Here is a 20,293-nt window from a genome sequence, read left to right on the forward strand (position 1 = left end):
AGCACCCGTCATAAAGTAGTTTAAGTACATTTGCCCTACCGCACGGTTTTTCCACCTCACCATACGGCTGCTCCTGAAAAGGTGAAGCCCCCGGTGCAGGAACACCGAAGGCTTCGAAGAAGAAGGTGGAATCTCACCTAACTTCTCGGTCCAATGAGTAAGAAGCGGGCGGCGAAGATATAGAAGCAGCTTTTCGGTTGCGCTCCGTTTATTACCTTTGAAACTAACCGACCAATTACTTGGTAATAGTAACGTCATGAAAACAACTGCATCACCCAACCCTCAAACGCCCCCGAAAGCCGCGCCCAAGCCCGGTTTTATCGGCACGGCGCTGCGGATGAAGCAGGAAGCCGATGCGGCCATCAAGCGCGGTGATGTGGCCCGCCTGAAAGAGCAAGGCTACAAGTTCCTGACGTTTGATGCCTGAGCCGTACCCGGTGACGGTGGCCGATGGCATCTTCCGCTTCACTACCGACCACGCTATCCCCTATTCGGCCCGCTTTCTGGAAATGCCTTTGCCGGCAGATGTCCAGTTGGCGGGCCTTGTTTTTGACTTTTCCTTTTTTCCGGATGGCCCGACTGTTGGCCCCGAGGATGCCCGCGTGGCGGCCACGCTATTTTACCTCATCTGGCGATTCTTCGAAACGCAACGCGCGTATATTCTGCTGTACATCTGCGAATCGAGCGATGAAAAGCATTTTGCCAGGCAGCGTCTTTTCACGCGTTGGCGGCTGGTGAACGACCGAGTCGGGCAGTTTCAGCAGTTGCCCATCGAGATAACTGCTAGTGAGCCGGCTATTGTGGGCGGCTTATTATTCCGACAAGACCACCCGTTGCGTACGGAAATCATCGCTTTTCTGCGAGCTGAGATTCAACTGTGCACTGAGGCGAAAGGCCAGTAATTTTGCGCTTTGCCTCATTATCCGCGGACTCTTCAGAATCTGCGCTACAATCCATGAAAAACTTCACTTCTTTCGCCGATGCGGGCGACTACAAAGCATTATTACAGAAGGCTTTGGAAATCAAAGCCAATCCCTACGGCTATCAGCACGTGGGCAAGAATAAAACCGTCGGGCTGATATTTTTCAATCCTAGCCTGCGCACCCGTCTCAGCAGCCTGAAGGCCGCCTACAACCTGGGCGCGCAAGCCTGGGTGCTGAACGCCGGGGCCGACTCGTGGACGCTGGAAATGGCCGACGGCGCGGTGATGAACGGCACCACGCAGGAGCACATCAAGGATGCCATCGCGGTGATGAGCGAGTATTGCGACGTGCTGGGCGTGCGCACTTTCCCCACGCTCAAGGACAAGGAGGCCGATTACAGCGAGGAGGTGCTGCGCAAGATTATGCAGTACGCCACGGTGCCGGTTATCAGCCTGGAAAGCGCCACACTGCACCCCTTGCAGTCGTTTGCTGACCTGATTACGGTGGCCGAAACCAAGCAGAAGGAGCGCGTGAAAGTGGTGCTCACCTGGGCCCCGCACGTGCGCGCCCTGCCGCAGTGCGTGCCCAACTCGTTCTGCGACTGGTTTGCGGAAATCGACTGGGTCGATTTTGTCATCACCCACCCGCACGGCTACGAGCTGGACCCAAAGTTCACGAAGGGCGCGACCATCGAGTACGACCAGCGCAAGGCTCTGGCAGGGGCCGACTACGTGCAGGCCAAAAACTGGAGCAGCTACCACGACTACGGTCAGGTGCTGAGCAACGACCCCAGCTGGATGCTCACGCCCGAGCACATGAACCTAACCGATAGCGGCAAATTTATCCACTGCCTGCCCGTGCGCCGCAACGTGGAAGTAGCTGATGCCGTGCTCGATGCGCCGGGCTCGCTCATCATTCAGGAAGCTGGCAACCGGACGTTCTCCATGCAGACGGTGCTGCACGAGCTGCTGAAGTAGGTTTGTAGAACGGAGTGGCACTCCGTTCCCATAAGGACAATGACTAACGAGAAACGGGGTGTCACCCCGTTCTACATTCGCTTTGGATTCCACGATTATCATCCGCCCCATCGCGCCTGGCGATAACGCAGCCCTGGCCAGCGCCATCCGCGATACGCTCGCCGAGTTTGGCGCGGCCAAGCCCGGCACCGCGTACTACGACGACGCCACAGACCACCTCGATGAGCTATTCAGCCAGACGCCCCGCAGCGCCTATTTCGTGGCCGAAGTGGCTGGCAAAGTCCTCGGTGGCGGCGGCATCTTCCCCACCACTGGCCTGCCCGCCGACACCGTGGAGCTGGTGAAGCTTTACCTGCGCCCCGCCGCCCGCGGCCGGGGCGTGGGCAAGGCCCTCATCGACTACTGCCTGCAAGCCGCCCGCGATGCCGGCTACGCCCGCGTGTACCTCGAAACTACTGATGAGCTGACCCAGGCCATCCCGCTCTACGAACGGTTGGGCTTCACCTATCTAACTGCACCACTGGGCGATAGCGGCCACTTCGGCTGCCAGATTTGGATGATTCGGGCGGTGTAGATTTTACTACCAGCTTAGCAAAACCCGTCTGTCATGCTCATCTAGCGTCCGCTTGCGAAGCATCTTATCGCGCCCGAACAACTTGTTCGGGCGCGATAGGATGCTTCGCAAGCGGACGCTAAATGAGCATGACAGACGGGTTTTTATTAAATACTTCGTGCATAGCCTCCTACCCCTCTTATTCGCCCTCGTAGTGGGCATGGGCCACGCCTTCGAGCCCGACCACCTGCTGGCGGTAAGCACCCTCGTGGCGCGCCACGACCGGCTGGGGCCGGCCCTGCGCGACGGGCTGTTCTGGGGCCTGGGGCACACCACCATGCTGGTGCTGTTTGGGTCGGTTATCATTTTCAGCCGGGCCACCTGGCTGCACTCGGGCTACTTTGAGGCGGCGGTGGGCGTGATGCTAATCGGCCTGGGCATCAGCCGCTTGCTGGATAAAAATTCGTACCAGTCGTTTCAAAAGCCGCCGCGGCAGGCGGGCTTTGCCTACACCGTGGGGCTGGTGCACGGGCTGGCCGGCAGCGGGGCGCTGGTGCTGGCCGTGCTCAGCGTCATTCCGCGCCCGGCGGGGGCGGTGGCCTACATTCTCTTATTTGGCCTGGGCTCGGTGCTGGGGATGCTGGCGGCGGTGAGCCTGATGCGCGTGCCCTTCACGCTGCGCATGCGGGCCGGGCGGCAGCTACGGGCCGGCGCGGTGGTGCTGTCGGCGGCACTGAGCGTGGGGTACGGGGGGTGGTTGGTGTGGGTGAATTGTTAGATGGGTGAATTGGTGGATGGTTAAATTGGCTGACGAACTACTTGATTGGCAGCTCTTACATTGAGCTGATTATGGAGCAACCTGATGAAAATCTGGCTCAGGAGCCGCCGAAGAAATACCTGCGGCTGGGCGACCTAGAGTGCTACCGCGTCAGCTTTGCGTTAAGCAATCGCGTGTGGGAAATAGTGGCCAAATGGCCGCCACTCGCCCAACGAACCGTCGGCGAGCAATTTATTCGCGCCGCTGACAGCATTTCGGCTAATATTGCGGAGGGCTTTGGGCGCTACAGCAAGAAAGACAAAATCAGGTTTTACCGAATTGCCAACGGCTCTTTATTCGAATGCCTCGACTGGAATGAGAAGGCCAAAGTCCGCCAGCTACTTTCACTTGAAGAGTATCAGCATCTTTTTACCGAATTTCAACGCCTCCCAAGATTGCTGAATTGGTTGATAAGCTATACTAACGAGAAACTGAAAAAGTAATGGTTGAATGGGTGGAATGCTAGATGGTTGAATTGGGTAGCTCGACTACTACCTAATCTGCTGAATAGTAGCCCAACAGCCAATTCAACCATCCGCCAGCTCACCCATTCAGCAGTCCATCAGCCAATTCAACAATCCAGCAGTCCACCCATTCAACCAAGATGCACCTCGCCCCCAAAGACCTCGACAAGCTGGTACTGCACCAGGCCGGCGTAGTGGCCCAGAAGCGCTACGCCCGCGGCCTGCGCCTCAACTACCCCGAGGCCGCCGCCCTGCTCGCCACCCAGCTGCTGGAGTTTATCCGCGACGGCGAGTCGGTGGCCGCGCTCATGGATAAGGGCAAGCAGCTGCTGGGCTTCAACGACGTGCTGGAGGGCGTGGCCCAGCTGCTGGCCGAGGTGCAGGTAGAGGGCACCTTCCCCGACGGCACCAAGCTCGTGACCGTGCACCAGCCCATTTGCCGCGAGCACGGCGCGCCCGAGCTGGCCCTCTACGGCAGTGGTCTCAGCCGCACGGCCCCGGCCGCTGCCCCCGCGCCCGCCGCCGTGCCGGGCGAGTACCTGCTGGCCGAGGGCGACATCATCCTGAACGAAAACCGCGCGGTAATTGAGCTGGAGGTGCTCAACCGGGGCGACCGGCCGGTGCAGGTGGGCTCGCACTACCCCTTCTTCGAAACCAACGCGGGACTGGACTTCGACCGGGCGGCGGCCTTCGGCTACCGCCTGCACATCCCGGCCGGCACGGCGGTGCGCTTCGAGCCGGGCGAGCGCAAGCGCGTGCAGCTGGTAGCGCTGGCCGGCGAGCGCCGCGTCTACGGCGGCAACGGCTGGATTGATGGCCCGCTCGATGAGGCCGGCAAGCAACAGGCGCTCGGGAAGCTGGGAGTTTAGTTATGAAAAGCTCCGAACTCTACCGTAAGCTGCTGAAAGACGGCTGGTATAAAATCGCCCAATCGGGCAGCCACATCAAGCTGGCGCACGCTACCAAGAAAGCCCTCACCCGCAGCGGCTACTTGGAGTTTCCGCTGCACGGCAGCGCCGAGGTCGGCAAGGGACTGGCCGCAATGCTGCTGAAACAGGCGGGCTTGAAATAGCATGAGAAACTTTCGATAGCCTTGCCCAGGTTTTACTTGCCAGGTAATATATTTACTACCTACACCTAGCCAGCCATGAAAAAGTACGAGATGATAGTGGAGCGCACTCCCACCGGCTATAGCGCTTACAACGAGGGCGAAGGTGCCTATACAATAGGAACGAGCTTCGAGGAGCTAAGGGCCAACATGGTAGAAGTACTCAACTTGGCCCTGAGCGACACCGGCCGCACCATCGGCATCGAGGACGTGAAAATTACCTACGACCTGAAATCGTTTTTCGACGCCTACAAGGTTATCAACGCCGCCGCGCTGGCCAAGCGCCTGGGCATGACCCAAAGCCTGCTCGGCCAGTATATTGCCGGCAACAAAAAACCCAGCCCCACCCAGACGCGCCGGATTCTGGAAGGTGTGCGCGCCGTGGGCCGCGAGCTGGCCGAAATGGACTTCGCCTTCTAATGCCGCAGCCGGGCGAGCGCAAGCGCGTGCAGCTGGTAGTGCTGGCCGGCGAGCGCCGCGTCTACGGCGGCAACGGCTGGATTGATGGCCCGCTCGATGAGGCCGGCAAGCAGCAGGCGCTCGGGAAGCTGGGGTAACTTTCTAATTATTCAGAGTATTTCGTCAAATAAAGTGGTTAATTATTACCAGGTTTTAGGCTTAACCCAAAACTGCACAACTGAAGATATTAAAAAAGCATACAAAACGCATGCTAAAAAGATACACCCAGATTTGCACCTAAATGATGTTTTCTTTAAAGAAAGATTTCAAGAAGTCTTATTAGCTTATGAAACATTAGTTGACAGCCAGAAGAGAAGCAGATACGACAGAGAGTTTTTCGATAATAAGTCGCATAGCAATAAAAAGTCCGATTCTTCAAAAACCGAACGTTTTATTAACGAGCAACTCAAAAAACAACTTACCGAAGAGCAAGACAAAGTTTTTAACCTAAGAAATTCACTTAATCAAGAGCGCGAGAAAATCGATTCTTTGCAAATTAAATATGAGGATTTTAAAAGAAAATATTCTATCTTAGAAAAAAGTCATTCGCTTTTAGAAAAAAGAGTCAAACGAAAAGATTACATCAAAGGCGCAGTTAAAAGTATCATTTTATTTTTTATAAATGTAATAAACTTTTTAAAGCGCAACAAAATACGATTTTATATCTCAGGCGCAACTATTCTAGTATTATACTTTTCCTACGAACTATTCAAGCCTAAACCTGCTGAGCTTGTCATAGGAACAGAATACCCTAAATTACGAGCTTTTGCGGCGCAAGGTCAGTGGACTAAGATTATACAACGGGTAGATTCTTCGCTGCACTCTGGTAGCGTTATTGATACTTCAAAATCTTACATTTATGGCACTACAAAAAATTACAAGACTCTTGAAAAGGCTGATTTAATATTTATGCGTGCTTACGCAAAGCATACAATTCAGAATGATACTGGTGCTACAAAAGATTACAATGAAGCAATTAGGATTAGGAAAAAGCCGGATAGCTGGGATTATACATATCGTGGGCAGTTAATGCTAAAACTTGACAACAGAGCAGAGGCTTATGAAGATTTTATCCAATCGTTAGCGATAAACCCAGCTGACACGCGAGCAAGAAATCTACGCTATCACATGCTAGTCGATGATAGAAGATTTGACGAAGCTTTATCCGACGCTAGGGTGCTGCAACGCACGTTTCCTAATGATACAACAGCACTTTTGATGCTTGGAAATTGCCTTGATGATACGTCAAGAAAGGATTCTGCTTGTATAGTATGGAGCAAAGCTGTGGAGCTAGGTTCACACTTGGCCTTATTTAACAAAAATCTACTTTGTAGATACAGGAATTATTAATCTTAATTAAAGTCCCATGTCCCTACCCCTTTCTCGGCAGGCGTATGCCGCTATGTATGGCCCGACCGTGGGCGACCGGGTGCGCCTGGGCGATACCGACCTGCTGCTGGAGGTCGAGCGCGACTACTGCGTGTACGGCGAGGAATGCAAGTTTGGCGGCGGCAAAACCCTGCGCGACGGCATGGGGCAGGCGGCCGGCATCGGGCCCGGAGGCGCGCTCGACTTGCTGATTACCAATGCGCTGGTACTCGACTACACCGGTGTGTACAAGGCCGATATCGGCATCAAGGGCGGGCGCATCGTGGGCATTGGCAAGGCGGGCAACCCGCACATCATGCCCGGCGTGACGGCCGGCATGGTGGTGGGCGTGACCACCGAAGTGGTGGCCGGCGAGGGGCACATCCTCACGGCGGGCGGCATCGACTGCCACATCCACTTCATTTGCCCGCAGCAGATAACCGAGGCGCTGGCCTCGGGCGTGACCACGATGGTGGGCGGCGGCACCGGTCCGGCCGCCGGCACCACGGCCACCACCTGCACGCCGGGCGCGTTTTATATCGAGCTGATGCTCAAGGCCACCGACGCTTTCCCCATGAATTTCGGGTTTTTGGGCAAGGGCAACTCTTCGAAGCCCGAGGGGCTGGCCGAGCAGGTAGAGGCCGGGGCGCTGGGCTTTAAGCTGCACGAGGACTGGGGCACCACCCCCGCCGCGATTGATAACTGCCTGACTATCGCCGATAAGTACGACGTGCAGGTGTGCATTCACACCGATACACTCAACGAGAGCGGCTTCGTGGAGAACTCGGTGGCGGCCTTCAAGGGCCGCACCATCCACTCGTACCACACGGAGGGCGCGGGCGGCGGGCACGCGCCCGACATCATCAAGATTTGCGGCGAGCCCAACGTCATTCCGTCGAGTACCAACCCCACGCGGCCGTTCACGGTGAACACCATCGACGAGCACCTCGACATGCTGCTCGTGTGCCACCACCTCGACAAGAACATCCCCGAGGACGTGGCCTTTGCCGAGAGCCGCATCCGCCCCGAAACCATTGCCGCCGAGGACATTCTGCACGACATGGGCGCGCTGAGCATCATTAGCTCCGACTCGCAGGCCATGGGCCGGGTGGGCGAGGTAATTACCCGCACCTGGCAAACGGCCCACAAGATGCGCCAGCAGCGCGGCCCCCTGCCCGAAGACGCCGACGCTAGCCGCCCGAACGACAACTTCCGCGCCCGCCGCTACGTGGCCAAGTACACCATCAACCCCGCCCGCGCCCACGGCATGGCCCACGAAATCGGCTCCGTCGAAATTGGTAAGCTGGCCGATTTGGTGCTCTGGAAGCCGGCCCTGTTCGGCTCGCGGCCGGAAATGATTCTCAAAGGCGGCGTGATAGTGCAGGCCCAGATGGGCGACCCCAACGCCTCCATTCCGACGCCGCAGCCCTCGTTTTCGCGGCCCATGTTCGGGGCGTATGGCGGAGGCGTAGGGTATTGCTCAGTGGCGTTCGTATCGGGCGCTTCGCTGGAAAAGGTTTCTTCGGAATATGGCCTCAGCAAGCGCGTGGTGGCGGTGAAAGGCTGCCGCACGGTGGCCAAGAAAGACATGGCGCTGAACGACTACCTACCCAACATTTCGGTGGACCCGGAGACGTACCGGGTGATGGTGGATGGCGTGCACCTGACGTGCGAGCCGGCGCAGACACTGCCGCTGGCGCAGCTGTATAATCTGTTTTAGAAGAGCATTGTAGGACGGTGTAACTTTTGCTTACACTTTTGTGTAAAGTAGTGTAATTTTGTACAACTAATAAGGGCACCGACCTACCGGCCGATGCCCTTACCGAAACTACCTGAGCAAATGAGAGAGCAACAAGAGGCCTGCGCCTTTTGCTATCCCTTTCAGAAGCTCAAAAACAAGCGGCACAAACCACTTATTTACCAGTTTCTTCGCGCTGTCCTTTTTCATCTCCTCAGAAGTAAAGGGTTTTGCATTAACCCCCACACTTCTCGAAGCCCTGACTGTTAGCGCAGCCGGGGCTTCTCTTTTTGCAGAGTAGCCGTAGGCTGGGGGACGTACCAAACGCGAGTGCGGCAAAGATAGACTCCTGCCCCACCAGCCGCTTGCTTTTCAGCGGCAGCGAGGGCAACTTCGCCAGCCCGCAGCCAGCTACCTGCCCGCCGCGGCCCTTACTACACCAACTACCTTATTGTGAGTATTTTATACCTCATACTTATGCCTCTTTATCCAGCAACACCTCGGGGGGGAGCTGGCGCTGAAAGTGCTGTTGCAACAGGGTATTGATTTTTTCGCGGGTGAGGGGCTTGGTGACGCAGTTGGCCACCGAAAGCTCGGCCAGGCGCGACTGGTCGCGGGGGTGCACCGAGGTGGTAAGCACCACGATGACAGGCGGCGGCGTGGCGGGCTGCACGTAGGCTTCCAGAAATTCTACCCCGCCCATCACGGGCATATGCACATCGAGCAGCACCAGGGCCGGCACCAGGGCCTCGTCGGCTTCGGCAAGCAGGGCCAGGGCCTCCTCCCCGTTTTCGGCCACCAGGCAGTGGTCGGTTACGCCCAGGCTGAGCAGCAGCTGCTCGTGCAGAAAATTGGTGGTGGGGTCGTCGTCGACCAACAAGATGCAGGGGAGTTTTTGCATAAATCTTAATGCAATAGTAAACAATGGGTTATCTATCTACGATAATTCTTCCGGCGGGGCTGGAAATGCGTGCGGCAACGCCACCACAAAGGTGGAGCCCACCCCCGGCTGGCTCTGCACCGTGACGGTGCCGCCCGCGTTTTCGACAATGCGCTTGACCATGTAGAGGCCCACGCCCGAGCCGGGCACGTGCGCGTGCAGGCGCTGAAACAGGCCGAAGAGCTTGCCCTGCTGCTTCTCGCTCAGGCCCAGGCCATTGTCCTGCACCTCCAGCAGCGTGCTGCTGCCGGTGCTGTAGCAGCGCAGCTTTACGTGGGGCGGCCGGCCGGGCTGGTGGTACTTCACGGCGTTGCTGAGCAGGTTGTAGACCACCGAGCGCAGGTGCTGGGGCGTGAACGAGATGGTGGCGCAGGCCGTGAGGTCTAGCGTGAGCTGGGCATCGGTGGCCTCAAACTCGGGAGCTAGGTCGAGGCGCACGGCCTCCACCACGGCGGCCAGGTTGAGGGGCTCGGCGGGCTCGGCGTGGGCTTGCTGCAAGCGCGAGAGGTCGGTGAGCTGGGCAATGGTAAGCTGAAAGCGCTCGATGGACCCCCGCATCATGTCCAGCACGCGGGGCACCAGGCCGGCCTGCCGGGCCTCGGCGGGCAGCTGCTTACGAAGCAGCAGCAGCAGGCCTTCGATGTTGGAGATGGGCGCTTTGAGGTCGTGCGAGGCGGTGTAGATAAAGTTGTCCAGGTCGGCGTTGGTGCGGGTGAGGTGGGCGTTGGTGGTGCGCAGCTCGGCGTTGGCCTGGGCCAGCTGCTGGCGGGCCAGCACGCGCTGGCTCACATCGGTGGCCACTATCACCACGGCCGTCACCTGCCCTTGCTCATTGATAAGAGGCTGATAGACAAAGTGAAAATATACCTTTTCGGACCTTCCCTGCCGCACTAGTTGCGCGGGGAGCTCCTGGGCCACAAAGGGCATGCCCGTGCGCCGCACCTCATCGAGGATGTGCGGGTAGCCCTGGTCCACTACCTCCGGCAGCACTTCAAACAGGGGCTGCCTCAGCACCTCGGCCAGAGAGCGGCCCCACAGCTCACAAATGGCCGGGTTGGCCACCTCCACCACGTAGGTGGGGCCCGCCAGCAGGGCCAGGGCCACGGGGGCCTGCTCAAACACGGTTTGCATGCGGGCCAGGCCGGCGTCGCGCTCCTGGCGCGCGCGCACCTGCTCGCTCACGTCGTAGGCAAAAACGGAAACGCCCGTAATCACCCCGTTTTCGTGGTAGGCCTGGTACGTAAAGTTGAAGTAGCGCACCAGCGGCGGGCCGGTGGGCTGGGTGATGACCAGCGGCAATTCGGTGCCCGAAAAGGCTTCGCCCGTTTCATATACCCGCGCCACCAGCTCCAGAAAGCCCTGCGGCCCGGCTTCGGGGAGGGCATCGGCCATGCGGCGGCCATGCAGCTCGCGGCCGGGAAACAAGCCCGCAAAAGCTTCGTTCAGGTAGTCGTACCGAAACTCGGGCCCGTACATGAGGGCCACCAGGGCGGGTGTTTGGGCAAATACCTGGTAATACGTTTCGCGCTCCTGTGCCCGGCGCTGCACGGCGGCCAGCACTTCGGCCTGCAGGGCTTCGGCACGCTGCTGCTCCCGCACCTGGGCCGTAACGTCTATGCCAAATACCAGCACCCCGTTGATGCGGCTGTGCTCGTCGTAGCAGGCCTGCCCCACACCCCGGAAGTAGAAATCGGCCGGCGGACTGCCAGGGTGCTGCACCAGGGGCAAGTGTAGGCACGTTTCCTCGTGGGTTTCGCCGGTGGCGTACACGCGCTGCAGCAGCTGCCACACGGGGTGGCTGGCCAGTTCGGGCAGGGCCGTGAGCAGGGGCAGCCCCAGCAGCGGGCGGCCCGGTAGCAGTGCCTGCAAGATGGGGTTAATGAACTCAAACACCAGCCCGGGCCCGTTGAGCACGCAGATGGCGGCCGGGGCTTGCTCAAAAAAGCGCTCTAGGCGCTGGCGCTCGCGCTCGGAGGCGGCGCGGGCTTGCTGGGCCTCGGCCACGCCGGCGGCCACGCGGCATTCCAGCTCCTGGTTGAGCAGGTGCACCTGGCGGCGGGCCAGCACCTGCTCCGTCACGTCGTTGGCAATGGTGAGCACGCCCGTTACCTGGTTCTGCTCGTTGAGCAAAGGCTGGTACACAATGTTGAAGTAGCCGGCCACCAGCTCCCCGTTGCGCGGCACAAGCAACTCCAGCTCCTGCCCCCGCAGCGGCGTGCGCGTGCGCATTACCTGGTGCAGCAGCTCGTCAAATCCTTTGCCTTGCAGCTGGGGCAGGGCTTCGAGCAGGGGGCGGCCCAGTAGCTCGTGCGGCGGGTGGCCCCACACCTCGCCCGCAGTAGCATTGAAGGCCACCAGGCGCAGGTCGGGCCCCTCCACGTAGCTGATGGGCACCGGGGCCTGCTGAATAATGGCCTGCAGCTGCTGCCGCTGCGTTTCGGCTTCGGCGCGGGCGGCCCGGGCCTCGCGGGTGCGCGCCTGCACGCGGGTTTCCAGCTCTTCGTTGAGCTGCTGCACCTGGCGGCGCGCGCGCACCTGCTGCGTCACGTCAACGGCGAAGATGAGCACGCCGTCGATGACCTCGTGCGCGCCGTAGCGCGCCTGGTAAAGGCAGTTGAAATAATGGTCTGCCAGCTGGCCGCCGGGGGCGGTGGGCAGTTGCCGGCACACCTCGCGGCCCTGGCAGGTGCGGCCCGTGTTGTACACGCTATGCAGCAGGGCCAGCAGGGCCGGCCCATCTTCGCCCGAGTACACGTCTTGCAGCGGCCGGCCCAGCAGGGGCATACCCGGAAATAATTGCTGGTATACGGGGTTTACCAACTCGTGCACCAGCGCGGGGCCGTCGAGAATGCAGATGGCCACCGGCGACTGCTCAAACAGGCGCTCCAGGCGCTGGCGCTGGCGCTCCGCCTCGGCCCGGGCCTGCTGGGCCTCGGCCACGCCGGCCGCCACGCGGGCCGCCAGCTCCTCGTTGAGCTGCTGCAGCTGCCGGCGGGCCAGCACCTGCTCCGTTACATCGAAAGCAAAAATAGCAACGCCCACCACCTGGCCGTGCTCGTGGTAGGCTTGGTACGTAAAGTTGAAGTAACAGGTGTGCGGCGGCTGGTTGGCGTATATGCCAATAACCATTGGCTTTTCGGCCTCTGTATACGTGTTGCCCGTCTCGTACACGCGGTCTAGCCGGGCCAGTGAGTTCTGCTTGTCCAGCTCGGGCAGCGCCTCGGCCACGCGGCGCCCCAGCAGCTCGCGGCCCGGCATCAGCCGCCGATACGCCGCGTTGTAGTATTCAAACTCATGGTGTGGCCCGCGCATCAGGCAAATTGCGGCCGGGGCTTGCTCATACATTTGGTAGCGCGCAGCGGGCACCGCCGGGGCAGGTGCCTCGGCAAACAGCAGCATCAGGTGGGCGTCCTGGCGCTGGGCCGTTACGTGCCAGCCGCCGCGGCCGTCTTCGTAGCGGTGTGGCGGGCTGGGCTGGCCGGCGGCAGCTTCGGCAAACGCTGCGCGGCAAAAGGCCAGCAGCGCCGGCTGCGGGTACGCGGGGCCCAGCAGGGTGCCGGCCGGCTGCGCGGGTAGCTCCAGCAGGCGCTGGGCGGCGGGGTTGAGCCGCACGTAGGCAAAGTCAACCAGGTTTGTCGGGTCGGCCTCGGCATACACGGGCCTCAACTGCACCACCCCTTCCCGCAGGGCATCCAGCAGCAGCGCCGGTAAGACCAGGGCGGCAGGGGTAGGATGGATGGGAAAAGTCATGGCGCAGCGCAAATGCCAGGTAGGATAATCACAAGGTAGGTTGCAAGTACAAGCTTGCAAAATAGCCGCATCCAACACAGGCGCACGCCTTTTTTGTGCAGCTAATCAACTAGTTAGCATTTTTACAAGTCATTGCCCTTCTACGGTCCTCGGCAGTGCTGGGCTAAAGCGTTTTTTGGGTGCCGGCTGGCAGCCAAATATAAGTTATTAAGCTATTACTCCGCACAGTTTTTCTACCGGCTACCCGGCGCAGCCCTCCCCAAAATGCCTCGCCAACCCTAGCCCTGTCGCCGCCGGGGCCGCCCCGTCCGGCGCCGCGGCGTAGCTTGCCCACCCATCTCGCTCCCCGTGCCCCAACTCGCCCGCTTGCTCCACCTCGCCGATTCGGCGCTGCCCACCGGCTCCTTCGCCTACTCCTACGGCCTGGAAAGCAGCCTCACCTTTGGCCTGGTGCGCACCGAAACGGAGTTTCGGGCCTACCTCTATTCGTTTCTCCAGCAAGCAGTTAGCTTCGAGTTGCCGTTTATTACCTCGGCTATCTTATTAATTGATAACGAGTTAGATAATTTACTCACTGAGTACGATGCCCAGCTGCTCGCGCCCGCATTGCACCGCGCCAGCCTCACGCAGGGCAAAAACTGGCTCAAGCTGCTCGATTCATTTTATCCCGAAGCCGGGCTGGCCCAGCTGGGCGAAGAACTAGCGCGGCGGCAAGTACCCGCGCATTTTGTGCCGTTATTCGGCCTGAGCCTGGGCAAAACCGGTTTTGCCCAGGCTGCTATTCAGGCTACTTACCTGCACCTGGTCCTGCGCGACCAGCTGAGCGCGGCCATTCGCCTGGGCTTCATCGGGCCGATGGCGGGGCACCGGCTGCAACACGATTTTTACGCCGTTTTTGATAATTTGCTGAGCGCGGCGGATATTCGGCCCTACACCGAGGCCACGCGCTGCACCGTGCTGCTCGACGTGGCCCAGCTGCTGCACGACGACATTTACTCGCGGCTGTTTCAAAACTGACTATCGTTTAAGAAGTTACCGCTGAGGTACGCAGTGGTAACTTCGTAGAATAACCCGCCCACCTATGGCTTTCGTCGATAAGCTCGCCCTCCTTCTGCACGGCCACAGCCACGAGGCCCTGGAGTCGCCCGGCGACTTTGCCGCCCGCGAAACGCGGCGGCTGCCGCCCTACCGCAACTTCCGCAAGCGCGCCTTTACGGTGGGCATCGGCGGGCCGGTGGGCACCGGCAAAACGGCCCTGCTCAAGGCGTTGTGCGAAAACCTGCGGGGCGACTACCGCCTGGGCGTGGTCACCAACGATATTTTTACCCGTGAGGATGCCGAGTTTCTCATCCGCGAGAGCGCCCTCACCGCCGACCGCATCGTGGGTGTCGAAACCGGTGGCTGCCCCCACGCCGCCATCCGGGAAGACATTTCGCTGAACATGGACGCGCTCGAAGGCCTGATGTTACGGTTTGATAATCAAATCGATTACCTATTTGTAGAAAGCGGCGGCGACAACCTGGCCGCCCACTTCAGCCGCGAGCTGGTCGATTACTCCATTTACGTCATCGACGTGTCGGGCGGCGACAAAATTCCGCGCAAGGGTGGGCCCGGTATTACGCAGTCTGACCTATTGATTATCAATAAGATAGACCTGGCCCCATTGGTAAAGGCCGACCTTGCCGTAATGGACCGCGATTCAAAAAAAATGCGTGGTGATGGGCCCTTTGTGTTTGCCCGCGCCTCCGATGGCCATAACTTAGCCGCCATCATCGAGCACATTCACTCGGCCCGGGCCCGCGCCCTGGCCGCCGTGCGCGAAGACCGCCGCTAACTACTTAGCCTGCTGTTTGCTGGCGGCGGCGTATCTTACTCTGCGGTTTGCGCACCCACTGCGCCAAACTGCCCCGGCAACGGCTGACTTTGTTAGCCCGCGCTTCTACCCTCTCCCTCCCCTCCCCCACCCATCACGGATGCCGATTTTCGGCACTAGCCTCGCTGTTTTTTCGAAAGCAGCTTGGGGCCAGCGCCGCGAAGCCGTGCCCGGCCCGGAAGTAGCGCGGACTTTCCGTCCGCGAGCACTAAACGCCCCAAGTCGCGGACTGAAAGTCCGCGCTGCAGCTCGCCTAATTTCTACTTGAAATGACCACGCCCACTCTTTACCGGCCCGAGTTTGAGCACGATGCGTGCGGCACGGGCTTCATTACGTACATCGACGGGCGCAAGAGCCACCAGATTGTGGCCGACGCCCTCACTATGCTCGCCAATATGGAGCACCGCGGCGCGTGCGGCTGCGATTCCGACTCGGGCGACGGCGCGGGCGTGCTCATTCAGCTGCCGCACTGGTTTTTGCTGGAGGAGTGCGTGAAGCACGGCATCCGGCTGCCCGAGCCGGGCGGCTACGGCGTGGGCATGGTGTTTTTCCCGAAGGACTCCACGCTGCGCGAAGGCACCCGCGCCATCATCGCGGCGGCGGCGCAGCAGCTGGGCATTCCGGTGCTGGGCTACCGGCCGGTGCCGGTGCGCACCGCGGGCATCGGCGTCACGGCCCTATCGGCCGAGCCGGTGATGGAGCAGCTGTTTCTGGCGCGGCCCACTGGGGTGACTACGGAGGCCGACTTCGACCGCAAGCTATACGTGTTGCGTCGGTTGATTATCAAGAACTTGAAGGAGCAGCTGCCGACGGCGATGGAGGCGTTTTACTTCGCTTCGCTCTCGTGCCGCACCATTGTGTACAAGGGGCAGTTGACCACTTATCAGGTGGGCATGTACTACCCCGACCTGAGCGACGAGCGTGTGACGTCGGCGTTTGGGCTGGTGCACTCGCGCTTTTCGACCAATACCATGCCCTCATGGCGGCTGGCGCAGCCCTTTCGCTATCTCGCTCATAATGGGGAGATTAACACGTTGCGCGGCAACCTCAACTGGTTCTATGCCGGCCTGCCTACCTATACCTCGCCCTACTTTTCGGCGGAGGAAATGGAGATTTTGCTGCCCGTAATTGACGCGGGCCAGTCGGACTCGGCCTGCCTCGATAACATCGTGGAATTGCTCACGCACTGCGGCCGCTCGCTGCCCCACGTGCTGATGATGCTGGTGCCCGAGGCCTGGGACGGCAACGAGCAGATGGACCCGCTCAAAAAGGCGTTCTACGAGTTTCACGCCACCTTTATGGCCCCCTGGGACGGCCCGGCGGCGCTCAACTTCACCGATGGCAACCTGGTGGGCGCCATGCTCGACCGCAACGGCCTGCGGCCTTTGCGCTACGCCATCACCAACGACGGGCGCGTATTGGTGGCCTCCGAGGCGGGCACGCTGCCGCTGGCCCCGGAGACGATTATCAAGAAGGGCCGCTTGCAGCCGGGCAAAATGTTTGTGGTGGATATGGCCGCCGGCCGCATCCTCACCGACCGCGAAATAAAGGCGCAAGCCGCTGGGCAGCAGCCCTATGGCACCTGGCTGGATAACTACCAGATTCGGATGGAAGACCTGGCCGAGCCGCGCCTCACCTTCACCGACCTCGGCGCGGAGGCCGTGATGAAATTCCAGCAGGCCTTCGGCTACACCCGCGAAGACCTCGAAACCATCATCGCCCCGATGGCCCTGGAAGCCAAGGAACCCATCGGCTCGATGGGCGTGGACGTGCCCCTGGCCGTACTCTCCGACCAGCCGCAGCACCTGAGCAGCTACTTCAAGCAGTTTTTTGCGCAGGTCACCAACCCGCCCATCGACCCCATCCGCGAGCGGCTGGTGATGAGCCTGGCCACCTTCATCGGCAACAACGGCAACATCCTGGACGAGGACCCGCGCCACTGCCACTGCGTGGCCGCCAAGCAGCCCATCCTCAGCAACCGTGAGCTCGAAAAGCTGCGCAGCATCGACACTGGCTCGTTTCAGGCCAAAACCCTGCAAACCTATTTCAAGGCCGACGGCAAGCCGGGCGCCTTGCAGCGCGGCGTAGAGCGCCTGTGCCGCTACGCACAAGATGCAGTGGATGACGGCTTTGAGGTACTCATTCTTTCCGACCGGGCCATGGACTCGGAGCACGCACCCATTCCGTCGCTGCTGGCGGTGTCGGCGGTGCATCACCACCTCATCAAGCGCGGCATGCGCGGCTCGGTGGGCCTGGTGGTAGAGGCCGGCGACGTGTGGGAAGTGCATCATTTTGCCTGCCTGCTGTCGTTTGGGGCCACGGCGATTAACCCGTATTTAGCGCTGGCGACCATCCAGACGCGCCACGCGGCGGGGCTGCTAGGCGCCGATTTGCCGGCCGAAAAGCTGGCCTACAACTACATCAAGGCGGTGTGCGACGGGCTGCTGAAGATTTTCTCGAAGATGGGAATTTCGACCTTGCAGAGCTACCACGGCGCACAAGTATTTGAAATACTGGGACTTAATCAAAGCGTGGTGGACCAGTATTTCACCGGCGCCGTGACCCGTATTCAGGGGTTGGGGCTGGATGAAATTGCTAAAGAAACGCTCTACAAGCACCACCACGGCTACAAGCAGGAAAGCACGGTGGGCCCCGAACTGCTCGACGCGGGCGGCGTGTACCAGTGGCGGCGCAAGGGCGAGGCCCACATGTTCAACCCTGAAACGGTGCACCTGCTGCAACACGCCACGCGCACGGGTAATTATCAGACGTACAAGAAGTACGCCCAGCTGCTGAACGAGCACCCCAACCAGCTCTTTACCATTAGGGGGCTTTTGGGCTTCGCCAAGCACCGGCCCAGCATTGCCCTCGAAGAAGTGGAGCCGGCCGAGGCGCTGATGAAGCGCTTTGCCACCGGCGCCATGTCGTTTGGCAGCATCTCGCACGAGGCGCACAGCACGCTAGCCATCGCCATGAATCGCATCGGCGGCAAGAGCAATACCGGTGAGGGCGGCGAAGACCCGCTGCGCTACGAGCACATGGAAAACGGCGACTCCATGCGCTCGGCCATCAAGCAAATCGCCTCGGCCCGCTTCGGCGTCACGGCGCATTATCTCACCAACGCCGACGAGCTGCAAATAAAAATGGCCCAGGGCGCCAAGCCCGGCGAGGGCGGCCAACTGCCTGGCCACAAGGTAGATGACTGGATTGCGAAGGTGCGCCACGCCACGCCCGGCGTGGGGTTGATTTCGCCCCCACCGCACCACGATATCTACTCCATCGAAGACCTGGCGCAACTGATTTTCGACCTCAAAAACGCCAACCGCGCCGCCCGCATCAACGTGAAGCTGGTGAGCAAGGCGGGCGTGGGGACCATCGCGGCCGGCGTGGCCAAGGCGCACGCCGACGTAATTCTCATCTCGGGCTACGACGGCGGCACGGGCGCGTCGCCGCTTAGCAGCATCCGCCACGCTGGCCTACCCTGGGAGCTGGGCCTGGCAGAAGCGCACCAGACACTGCTGCGCAATCAGCTCCGCAGCCGCGTAGTGCTGCAAGCCGACGGCCAGCTCAAAACCGGCCGCGACCTCGCCGTGGCCGCCCTGCTGGGGGCGGAAGAATTTGGCGTGGCCACGGCCGCCCTCATCGCGGGCGGCTGCATCATGATGCGCAAGTGCCACCTCAACACCTGCCCGGTGGGCGTGGCTACCCAAGACCCCGAGCTGCGTAAGTTGTTCAGTGGCAAGCCCGAGCACATCGTCAACCTCTTCCGCTTTTTGGCCGAAGAGCTGCGCGAAATCATGGCCGAGCTGGGCTTCCGTACCCTTAACGAAATGGTGGGCCGCAGCGAATTCCTGAAAGTGAACCCCGACGCCGGCCACTGGAAAGCCAAGCTTATCGACCTCGACGCGGTGCTGCACCCGGCCCCCAACATCTCGGGCGGCACCCTCTACAACAGCGAAAGCCAGGACCACGGCATCGCCGAAGTACTTGACTGGCAACTACTAGCCCACGCCCAGCCCGCGCTGGAGCGCCAGGAAATGGTAACGGGCGAATTCGCCGTGAAGAACACCGACCGCACCATCGGCACGCTGCTCTCCAACGAGATTGCCAAGCGCTACCACGCCGCCGGCCTGCCCGCCGATACCATCCGCTACAAGTTCACTGGCTCGGCCGGGCAGAGCTTCGGCGCGTTCTCGGCCAGCGGCCTGACTTTCAAGCTCGAAGGCGAAGCCAACGACTACGTGGGCAAGGGCCTGAGCGGGGCGCGGCTGGCTATTTTCCCGCCCGCCGCCAGCACATTTATTCCCGAGAATAACATCCTCATCGGCAACGTGGCGCTCTACGGCGCAACTTCGGGCGAGCTTTACGTGCGCGGCAAGGCGGGCGAGCGCTTCGCGGTGCGCAACTCGGGCGCCACGGCCGTAGTCGAGGGCGTGGGCGACCACGGCTGCGAGTACATGACCGGCGGCCGGGTGCTGGTACTGGGTGGCACGGGCCGCAATTTTGCCGCCGGCATGAGCGGCGGCCTGGCTTGGGTATACGACCCCGCCGGCCAGTTTCCCGTGAACTGCAACCCCGACATGGTAGCCCTCGAAGGCCTCACCGAAACGGACGAGGCGGAGATTCAGGCTCTGCTCAAGCAGCACGTGGAGCTGACGGGCAGCCACTTGGCTAATTACCTGCTGGGCAACTGGGAGGAGGAAGCGGGGCGGTTTGTGAAGGTGTTCCCGCTGGAGTATAAGCGGGTGCTGGAGAAGGTGGTGAAGGTGGCCTAACGGGGCGCCTCACCCCCCGGCCCCCTCTCCGAAAAGGAGAGGAGGATGCTATTGTCAAGTAGAAATCAGGATAAGTTTGCAATGGTAGAAGTACATGGCTGGATTACGTTGCGATATAGCGACTACCATTCAGAAATTGTTGAACAAGAGAACTTTTTGTACACATTTAAGCAATTTCTTCTCAAGCATTGTGCATGGGTACTTAGCGACCAAGAAGGGCAGAGTGGTAGTCTGATTAGCCGCAACGGTTTAGATTGTTTTACTCTAAACGTGCAGCATAATCATCCTGGCAGTCCTTTCTATCCTTTGGATATTTTTACTTGGGTCGCCGAGAATTCAACTGGTAGCTATGGGATGCTTTATTTCCATGATGACGAAGATGCAATACATCATAATGAATTTCAAGTCTTCGTTTTAAAACGAGGAAAACTTGTCAAAGCAAACGACCATTTCCTGTCGCCTTATGTCGAAGAGGTCGAAAAAGAATACGACGAGAGCAATCCCCCAAAAGATTAACTTTCAATCCAATTAAAATAACTCCCAAACCC

Annotated in this window: 18 protein-coding genes; 16 read left to right on the top strand and 2 right to left on the bottom strand. The window is 60.1% G+C overall.

The features are described 5' to 3' along the window. Positions 1-256: 256 nt before the first annotated feature. The 12 genes from ACYVGC_RS03170 (at position 257) to ureC (ending at position 8,389) form a co-directional block, all read left to right on the top strand. Positions 257-427 carry a hypothetical protein gene (locus ACYVGC_RS03170; protein ID WP_460582323.1) on the top strand — a complete coding sequence of 57 codons (171 nt, stop codon included), beginning with the start codon at positions 257-259 and terminating at the stop codon, positions 425-427. Continuing rightward, complete coding sequence (locus tag ACYVGC_RS03175; RefSeq protein WP_460582324.1) at positions 420-902, top strand: DUF6169 family protein; 483 nt, start codon at positions 420-422, stop codon at positions 900-902. The genes ACYVGC_RS03170 and ACYVGC_RS03175 overlap by 8 nt, the downstream gene beginning before the upstream one ends. A 53-nt stretch (positions 903-955) precedes the next feature. Next, entirely contained in the window at positions 956-1,900 is a 945-nt protein-coding gene (locus ACYVGC_RS03180; RefSeq protein ID WP_460582325.1) for a Rossmann-fold NAD(P)-binding domain-containing protein, read from the top strand. Between the two features lie 82 nt (positions 1,901-1,982). Continuing rightward, the gene (locus ACYVGC_RS03185) at positions 1,983-2,474 is read left to right on the top strand and encodes a GNAT family N-acetyltransferase (RefSeq protein WP_460582326.1); all 492 of its coding nucleotides are present in this window, start codon (positions 1,983-1,985) and stop codon (positions 2,472-2,474) included. Between the two features lie 157 nt (positions 2,475-2,631). Next, entirely contained in the window at positions 2,632-3,231 is a 600-nt protein-coding gene (locus tag ACYVGC_RS03190) for an urease accessory protein (RefSeq protein WP_460582327.1), read from the top strand. Between the two features lie 71 nt (positions 3,232-3,302). After that, positions 3,303-3,713, top strand: coding sequence for a four helix bundle protein (locus ACYVGC_RS03195; protein ID WP_460582328.1), 411 nt, complete (start codon positions 3,303-3,305; stop codon positions 3,711-3,713). A 161-nt stretch (positions 3,714-3,874) separates the two neighbouring features. Next, positions 3,875-4,603 carry an urease subunit gamma/beta gene (locus ACYVGC_RS03200; RefSeq protein WP_460582329.1) on the top strand — a complete coding sequence of 243 codons (729 nt, stop codon included), beginning with the start codon at positions 3,875-3,877 and terminating at the stop codon, positions 4,601-4,603. A 2-nt stretch (positions 4,604-4,605) separates the two neighbouring features. Continuing rightward, positions 4,606-4,806 carry a type II toxin-antitoxin system HicA family toxin gene (locus ACYVGC_RS03205; RefSeq protein WP_460582330.1) on the top strand — a complete coding sequence of 67 codons (201 nt, stop codon included), beginning with the start codon at positions 4,606-4,608 and terminating at the stop codon, positions 4,804-4,806. A gap of 75 nt (positions 4,807-4,881) precedes the next feature. Further along, complete coding sequence (locus ACYVGC_RS03210; protein ID WP_460582331.1) at positions 4,882-5,262, top strand: hypothetical protein; 381 nt, start codon at positions 4,882-4,884, stop codon at positions 5,260-5,262. Next, positions 5,262-5,399 carry a hypothetical protein gene (locus ACYVGC_RS03215; RefSeq protein WP_460582332.1) on the top strand — a complete coding sequence of 46 codons (138 nt, stop codon included), beginning with the start codon at positions 5,262-5,264 and terminating at the stop codon, positions 5,397-5,399. The genes ACYVGC_RS03210 and ACYVGC_RS03215 overlap by 1 nt, the downstream gene beginning before the upstream one ends. Positions 5,400-5,433: 34 nt before the next feature. Then, positions 5,434-6,651, top strand: a complete 1,218-nt coding sequence (locus tag ACYVGC_RS03220) for a J domain-containing protein (protein WP_460582333.1) — start codon at positions 5,434-5,436, stop codon at positions 6,649-6,651. A gap of 16 nt (positions 6,652-6,667) precedes the next feature. Then, positions 6,668-8,389 carry an urease subunit alpha gene (ureC, locus tag ACYVGC_RS03225; RefSeq protein ID WP_460582334.1) on the top strand — a complete coding sequence of 574 codons (1,722 nt, stop codon included), beginning with the start codon at positions 6,668-6,670 and terminating at the stop codon, positions 8,387-8,389. A gap of 493 nt (positions 8,390-8,882) precedes the next feature. Here ureC and ACYVGC_RS03230 read toward each other — a convergent pair whose 3' ends face one another. Then, on the bottom strand, positions 8,883-9,308 hold the full coding sequence (locus ACYVGC_RS03230) for a response regulator (protein ID WP_460582335.1): 426 nt from the start codon (positions 9,306-9,308) through the stop codon (positions 8,883-8,885). Between the two features lie 36 nt (positions 9,309-9,344). Beyond that, positions 9,345-13,097 carry a PAS domain-containing protein gene (locus ACYVGC_RS03235; protein WP_460582336.1) on the bottom strand — a complete coding sequence of 1,251 codons (3,753 nt, stop codon included), beginning with the start codon at positions 13,095-13,097 and terminating at the stop codon, positions 9,345-9,347. A 348-nt stretch (positions 13,098-13,445) separates the two neighbouring features. On the opposite strand from ACYVGC_RS03235, the gene ACYVGC_RS03240 reads away from it, so the two are divergent. From ACYVGC_RS03240 to ACYVGC_RS03255, 4 genes are all read left to right on the top strand, one after another. Beyond that, positions 13,446-14,114, top strand: coding sequence for an urease accessory protein UreF (locus ACYVGC_RS03240; protein WP_460582337.1), 669 nt, complete (start codon positions 13,446-13,448; stop codon positions 14,112-14,114). A gap of 64 nt (positions 14,115-14,178) precedes the next feature. Next, positions 14,179-14,931, top strand: coding sequence for an urease accessory protein UreG (gene ureG / locus ACYVGC_RS03245; protein ID WP_460582338.1), 753 nt, complete (start codon positions 14,179-14,181; stop codon positions 14,929-14,931). Positions 14,932-15,239: 308 nt separating this feature from the next. Next, positions 15,240-19,745: a glutamate synthase family protein gene (gene gltB, locus ACYVGC_RS03250; protein WP_460582339.1), complete on the top strand. Its 4,506-nt coding sequence runs from the start codon at positions 15,240-15,242 to the stop codon at positions 19,743-19,745. Positions 19,746-19,826: 81 nt separating this feature from the next. After that, positions 19,827-20,261, top strand: coding sequence for an Imm7 family immunity protein (locus ACYVGC_RS03255; RefSeq protein ID WP_460582340.1), 435 nt, complete (start codon positions 19,827-19,829; stop codon positions 20,259-20,261). The last annotated feature ends 32 nt before the right edge of the window (positions 20,262-20,293 follow it).

The sequence above is a fragment of the Hymenobacter arcticus genome, from assembly GCF_054779975.1.

What these genes read in the sequence shown, in the direction of transcription:
- ACYVGC_RS03170 (WP_460582323.1), top strand. Translation starts at nt 257, where the DNA reads ATGAAAACAACTGCATCACCCAACCCTCAAACGCCCCCGAAAGCCGCG.
- ACYVGC_RS03175 (WP_460582324.1), top strand. Translation starts at nt 420, where the DNA reads ATGCCTGAGCCGTACCCGGTGACGGTGGCCGATGGCATCTTCCGCTTC.
- ACYVGC_RS03180 (WP_460582325.1), top strand. Translation starts at nt 956, where the DNA reads ATGAAAAACTTCACTTCTTTCGCCGATGCGGGCGACTACAAAGCATTA.
- ACYVGC_RS03195 (WP_460582328.1), top strand. Translation starts at nt 3,303, where the DNA reads ATGGAGCAACCTGATGAAAATCTGGCTCAGGAGCCGCCGAAGAAATAC.
- ACYVGC_RS03200 (WP_460582329.1), top strand. Translation starts at nt 3,875, where the DNA reads ATGCACCTCGCCCCCAAAGACCTCGACAAGCTGGTACTGCACCAGGCC.
- ACYVGC_RS03205 (WP_460582330.1), top strand. Translation starts at nt 4,606, where the DNA reads ATGAAAAGCTCCGAACTCTACCGTAAGCTGCTGAAAGACGGCTGGTAT.
- ACYVGC_RS03210 (WP_460582331.1), top strand. Translation starts at nt 4,882, where the DNA reads ATGAAAAAGTACGAGATGATAGTGGAGCGCACTCCCACCGGCTATAGC.
- ACYVGC_RS03215 (WP_460582332.1), top strand. Translation starts at nt 5,262, where the DNA reads ATGCCGCAGCCGGGCGAGCGCAAGCGCGTGCAGCTGGTAGTGCTGGCC.
- ureC (WP_460582334.1), top strand. Translation starts at nt 6,668, where the DNA reads ATGTCCCTACCCCTTTCTCGGCAGGCGTATGCCGCTATGTATGGCCCG.
- ACYVGC_RS03230 (WP_460582335.1), bottom strand. Translation starts at nt 9,308, where the DNA reads ATGCAAAAACTCCCCTGCATCTTGTTGGTCGACGACGACCCCACCACC.
- ACYVGC_RS03235 (WP_460582336.1), bottom strand. Translation starts at nt 13,097, where the DNA reads ATGACTTTTCCCATCCATCCTACCCCTGCCGCCCTGGTCTTACCGGCG.
- ureG (WP_460582338.1), top strand. Translation starts at nt 14,179, where the DNA reads ATGGCTTTCGTCGATAAGCTCGCCCTCCTTCTGCACGGCCACAGCCAC.
- gltB (WP_460582339.1), top strand. Translation starts at nt 15,240, where the DNA reads ATGACCACGCCCACTCTTTACCGGCCCGAGTTTGAGCACGATGCGTGC.
- ACYVGC_RS03255 (WP_460582340.1), top strand. Translation starts at nt 19,827, where the DNA reads ATGGTAGAAGTACATGGCTGGATTACGTTGCGATATAGCGACTACCAT.